At 64.2% G+C, this 3,962-nt stretch carries 3 protein-coding genes and 1 pseudogene; all 4 read right to left on the bottom strand.

Annotated features, from left to right (window positions below):
- Nucleotides 1-539, bottom strand: a pseudogene (locus GSQ89_RS27720) (hypothetical protein); the annotation flags it as partial.
- A 32-nt stretch (nt 540-571) separates the two neighbouring features.
- Complete coding sequence (locus tag GSQ89_RS27715) at nt 572-2,002, bottom strand: FAD-binding oxidoreductase (RefSeq protein WP_158931366.1); 1,431 nt, start codon at nt 2,000-2,002, stop codon at nt 572-574.
- A gap of 61 nt (nt 2,003-2,063) precedes the next feature.
- Nucleotides 2,064-2,948, bottom strand: coding sequence for a hypothetical protein (locus GSQ89_RS27710; RefSeq protein WP_158931365.1), 885 nt, complete (start codon nt 2,946-2,948; stop codon nt 2,064-2,066).
- A gap of 152 nt (nt 2,949-3,100) precedes the next feature.
- The coding region (locus tag GSQ89_RS27705; protein ID WP_158931364.1) for a cytochrome P450 at nt 3,101-3,962 on the bottom strand (862 nt) is incomplete at its 5' end.

The raw sequence follows: 3,962 nt of genomic DNA, 5'->3' as shown, positions 1-3,962 counted from the left end.
TGACGCTGCTTCGGCTGCCTGCGAGGTTGGTAAGGTTCGGGATCGGCATGCACGACGACGTTGCCGCTGCGCACCGAGAGCAATCCCACGCCCAACCGCCGGCAAAGCCGCGTCGCATCCGCCGCTTGGGCATCCCAATTACGCCGAGCGACCCGGCCCTCGGGCACCGCGACCGCGACGTAGACCAGGTCCACCGCCGGCAGCCGACGCAACGCCTGGTACAGCACCGCCAGCCCAAACGACAGCTTCAGTTCGACCGCGACGATGGTGTCATCGAGGACCCCGACGACGTCGCATCGCCCGACCTCGCCGCGGACGACATACCCCACGGCCTCCAGATGCCGTTTCACCGGCGCATACAGGTCGCTCTCAAGCGGACGAGGCGCCGTCACGTCTCCAACTTCTCCCATCATCCGCGTGACCCGCTGGCCCATCATCCGCGTGACCCGGTGGCCCATCATCCGCGTGACCCGCTGGCCCATCATTCGCGTGACCCGCTGGCCCATCATCGTCATGGCGGGCGAAGGCCCGCCATCCACGCCTTTCCCGCGACCGACGCCGAAACGTCCCCCTACGGCAGTACTTTCCCCGGGTTCATGATCCCAGCCGGATCGATCGCCGCCTTGATCCGCTGCATCAGCGCCAGTTCCGCCCCACCCCGCCAATCCGGCATCATATAAGGCTTCAACTTCCCGATCCCGTGCTCCGCCGAGAAACTGCCGTCGTACTCCCGCACAACGTCATTCACCGCGTCCATGATGGCATGATCCTGCCCGAGGAACCAAGCCGCATCCGAACCGACCGGCTGCTCGAGGTTGAAATGAATATTGCCGTCCCCCATGTGCCCGAACGGCACCACCCGCACCCCCGGCAGCAGCGCCTCGCACGCCGCCGTGGCCTTACCGATGAACGCCGGCACCTTCGAGACCGGCACCGAAACATCGTTCTTGACGCTGGCGCCCTCGCGCTTCTGCGCTTCGGAATGTTCCTCCCGCAGCTTCCAGATCGCCGCCCGCTGCGCGTCCGATTCCGCGATCGCCGCATCGAGCACGGTGCCCTCGGTCAGCGCCTGTTCGAGCACCGACTCCAACATTCCGCGCAACCCCGCATCCGGCCGAGGCGACGCCAGTTCCACCAGCACATAGAACGGCGCCGGCGCCTCCAGCGGTAGCACCGCACCCGGTATATGCTTCAGCACGAACGACATCCCCAGCCCCGACATCAGCTCGAACGCGCTGATCGAAGCCGCATCATGCGCCTGGAACCGCGAAAACAGCGCCAGCGCCGCCTCGGGGTTTTCCACCCCGCACAGCGCCACCGCGATTTCCTTCGGCTGAGGCACCAGTTTCAGCACCGCCGCCGTAATAATCCCCAGCGTCCCCTCCGACCCCACGAACAACTGCCGCAGGCAATACCCGGTATTGTCCTTGCGCAGCCGCCGCAGCCCGTTCCAGACCGACCCGTCCGGCAGCACCACCTCCAGCCCCAGCACCAGGTCGCGGGCGTTGCCGTAACGCACCGTGTTGTTACCGCCGGCATTCACCGCCAGCACGCCGCCGATCTGCGCCGTCCCCTCGGACGAGATCGACAGTGGCAGCAAACATCCCCTATCCGCCGCTGCCAATTGCGCCGCCTTCAGCGTCACCCCCGCCTCGATCGTCAGCGTCATGTCCGCGGTATCGATCTCGCGAACGCGGTTCAAACGAGCCGTGGACAGGACCAACTCCGACCCATCCTCATTCGGCACCGCCCCGCCCACCATCGATGTATTGCCGCCCTGCGGCACGATCGCCGTCCCGGCCGCCGCGCACAACCGCACCACCGCCGCGAGTTCCTCCGTCGTCCCCGGCCGCACCACCGCGCTGGTGCGGCCCTGGTACAGCCGGCGCCAATCCTCGGAATACGGCGCGGTATCGCTGCTTTCGGTCAGCAGCCCCCGATCGCCGACAATGGCGCGAATGGCATCCAACAGGGGGGTGGCGGGCAGTGCGGTATCGGGCATGGGGCAATTCCTCTCCGCCCGACCTTTACCCCGCTCGGCCGCCCGCCGCTACTGGGCCGCGCTACTTCCCGGTCATACCAAAGACGGTGCGAATAGCCGTCACGAACCGGTCCATCACGCCCAATACCAGCGTGGTGCTGAAACCGATCACGAACGGCAGCAGTGTCAGCGCCATGGTCTGCACCAGATCGGCATTGACCCTGACCGTCGTTATGTCGCCGGTCGCTATCTGCGCGACGACGAACTTCAACGACCCCGCCGAAAGCGGAATACCTAGCAGGAAAGCGAACAGTATACCGACGACGATGCGGGTCCAGATCAGGTCCCGATCCGTCAGATCGAAATCGGTTTCGGGCGATTTCGCGCTGCCGTCGCCCGCCGGCAACAGCCCGTTCATGCGGGCATTCTCGCTGATCATCGTGGTGCCGAGGAACGCGCACGCGCCAAGCCCGCCGAGAGCAAGGGTCCAGAGAATGACCGAGGCCGAATACAGATAAGCGCCCTGGGGCGTTGCGCCACCAGAGGGCGCGTTGTCGAAGAACATGGCGCGCACGATGCCGCCGGCCAAGGCGAACACGGCGGTGACCAGAAAAACGACGGGCACGGTCGTGAAATACAGCCGCAGACGCGACATTTTCAGTTTCCAGCGCAACCGTCCATCGAGGTAGCCCGATATCACGCTCTGCTTGGCGTCCAGCAACGTCCATTCTTCGGCTGTCGGGGTTCTGCCGTAGACGTGAAATGAAATCGCCTCCAATTTTTCGAGACCGATATTCGGCAGATCTTCGGCCTTGAACGCCACGCTCTCCTGGAACAGCAGGCGCTTGACCTTACGCACCTGCGACAACTGGTCCCAAAACCGTTCGTCGTTGATCGCGTCGCTGTCGATCTTCAGCACGGTCTTGCCGAACCCGCTGCGCGCGGCGGCATCGAATAGCTGTTTCACGGGGGTAACCAGCAAACCATATACCGACATATCGTATAGCGTGCCGGGCACGTCCCATCGGATCAACGGTCAAAAGCCGCCTTAGCGACAGTAAACCACCGCCGTGACTGCAACTTCAATGAAAAACCGGCCGGCCGCTACTGCCGGACCGGTCAGGCCGGAATCCGTACCGGCAACGACCGAATTCCCCGAATAAAATTCGAGTAAACCCGCCGCGCATCCCCCACCACCTCGATCTTCGGGAACCGCACCAAAATTTCCTGCCACAATATCTTCAGTTGCAGCTCCGCTAGCCGGTTGCCCACGCACCGATGGATCCCAAACCCGAACGACAGATGCTGCCGGGGCCTGGCCCGGTCGATGATGAACCGGTCCGGCTCCTCAATCGCCTCCGGATCGCGATTGCCGGAGATATACCACATCACCACTTTGTCCCCGGCCTTGATCTGCTTCCCCCCGATCGAGGTGTCCTGCGCCGCCGTCCGCCGCATATGGATCACCGGCGTCTGCCAGCGGATGATCTCCGACACCGCGCTGTCCACCAGCCCCGGATTCGTCTGCAACTTGTCGTACTCCCCAGGGAACTGGTTCAACGCCAACAACCCGCCGCTCATGGAATTCCGTGTCGTGTCATTCCCGCCGACGATCAGCAGCGCCAGGTTGCCCATGAACTCGGTCAGCGGCATGTCGCGGGTGGACGCCCCATGCGCCAGCATCGACAACAGATCGAACTTCGGCGGCTGCCCCCGCCGTTCAACAAACAGCCGGCCGATATACTCAGCCATAATCTTCAGTTCGGCGAACCGCTCCGCCTCCGAATGCACCGGCGCATCCGGCGCGTTCACGTTGCAGATCGCCACGTCGGACCAGTACGTCAGTTTCGACCGCTCCTCGAACGGGAAGTCGAACAGCGTCGCCAGCATCATCGTCGTCAGCTTGATCGACACCTCGTCCACCCAGTCGAACACCTGGCCCCGAGGCAGCGCGTCCAGCACCATCCGCGTCCGCTCGCGG

The sequence above is a fragment of the Acidisphaera sp. S103 genome, assembly GCF_009765975.1.
Lineage (GTDB): Bacteria > Pseudomonadota > Alphaproteobacteria > Acetobacterales > Acetobacteraceae > Rhodopila.
This window is presented reverse-complemented; position numbering and strand designations above follow the sequence as displayed.